This window comes from Oleiphilus sp. HI0079 (assembly GCF_001635105.1).
Map to the genome: position 1 here is coordinate 1 of NZ_LWFT01001086.1, position 882 is coordinate 882.

Consider the following 882-nt stretch of genomic DNA (forward strand, 5'->3'; position numbering starts at 1 on the left):
GCAGACCTTCCGAAAGACGAAAGCCTTCATCTGAAATGTGAGATAAGCGGACATATTAGGCAATTGGGTCAATCTATCTTCTATCGACTGGGGCTCAGGTGTCGGTGTAAATAATGCACATGAACTTAGAAAAACCGAAATTGAAATAATTGTGATGGAGAATATCCATCGGGGTATGTAGGTCATAGGAGCATTTCTGGCTTAGTTACTTGCTTGATATTGCTATTGAGTTTTTTTTCAAGTGATCACGATCCAAGCGTATGACTTTACGATGACATCAGTGGTATGGTTTCGAAATACCACAGCAAATATAGGTTCTGCATGAGCTTTAAGAAGATCATTATTTCAGAATTTGGTGGCCCCGAGGTTTTGAAACTCGTGATGCAGGCCTCNCTACCGGAACCATCCCCCCAGCAAGTGCGCATAAAAGTGCTCACCGCAGGCGCTGCTTTTACCGACACGATGATCCGCAAGGGACAATATCCTGACGTGAAAGATCAACCTCCATTTACTCCGGGCTATGATCTCGTGGGTCGAGTAGACAAAATAGGACCCGAGGCGTCGGGATTTGCGCTCGGTGATCTTGTCGCTGACTTAACGGTTATTGGTGCCTATGCAGAATATATTTGTCTTGACGCGGATAAGCTTACCTTGGTGCCTGAAGGCTGCCAACCCAACGAAGCGGTAAGCTTAATCCTTTCCTACATTACCGCCTATCAAATGCTGCATCGAATTGCCAAGGTCCAAAAGAGACAATCAATATTGATTCATGGAGCCGGCGGCGCGGTTGGCACGGCCATGCTGCAACTCGCTAAACAACTCGGCGCTAAGGTCTATGGCTCAGGATCAAAATCAAAACATTCACTTATCGAATCACTCGGT

The 882-nt window shown here is 46.1% G+C and carries 1 protein-coding gene; it reads left to right on the top strand.

The window, feature by feature from the left end; all coding sequences use genetic code 11:
- Positions 1 to 321: 321 nt before the first annotated feature.
- Positions 322 to 882: alcohol dehydrogenase catalytic domain-containing protein (locus tag A3750_RS19330; protein ID WP_197475165.1), on the top strand; the 561-nt coding region annotated here is incomplete at its 3' end.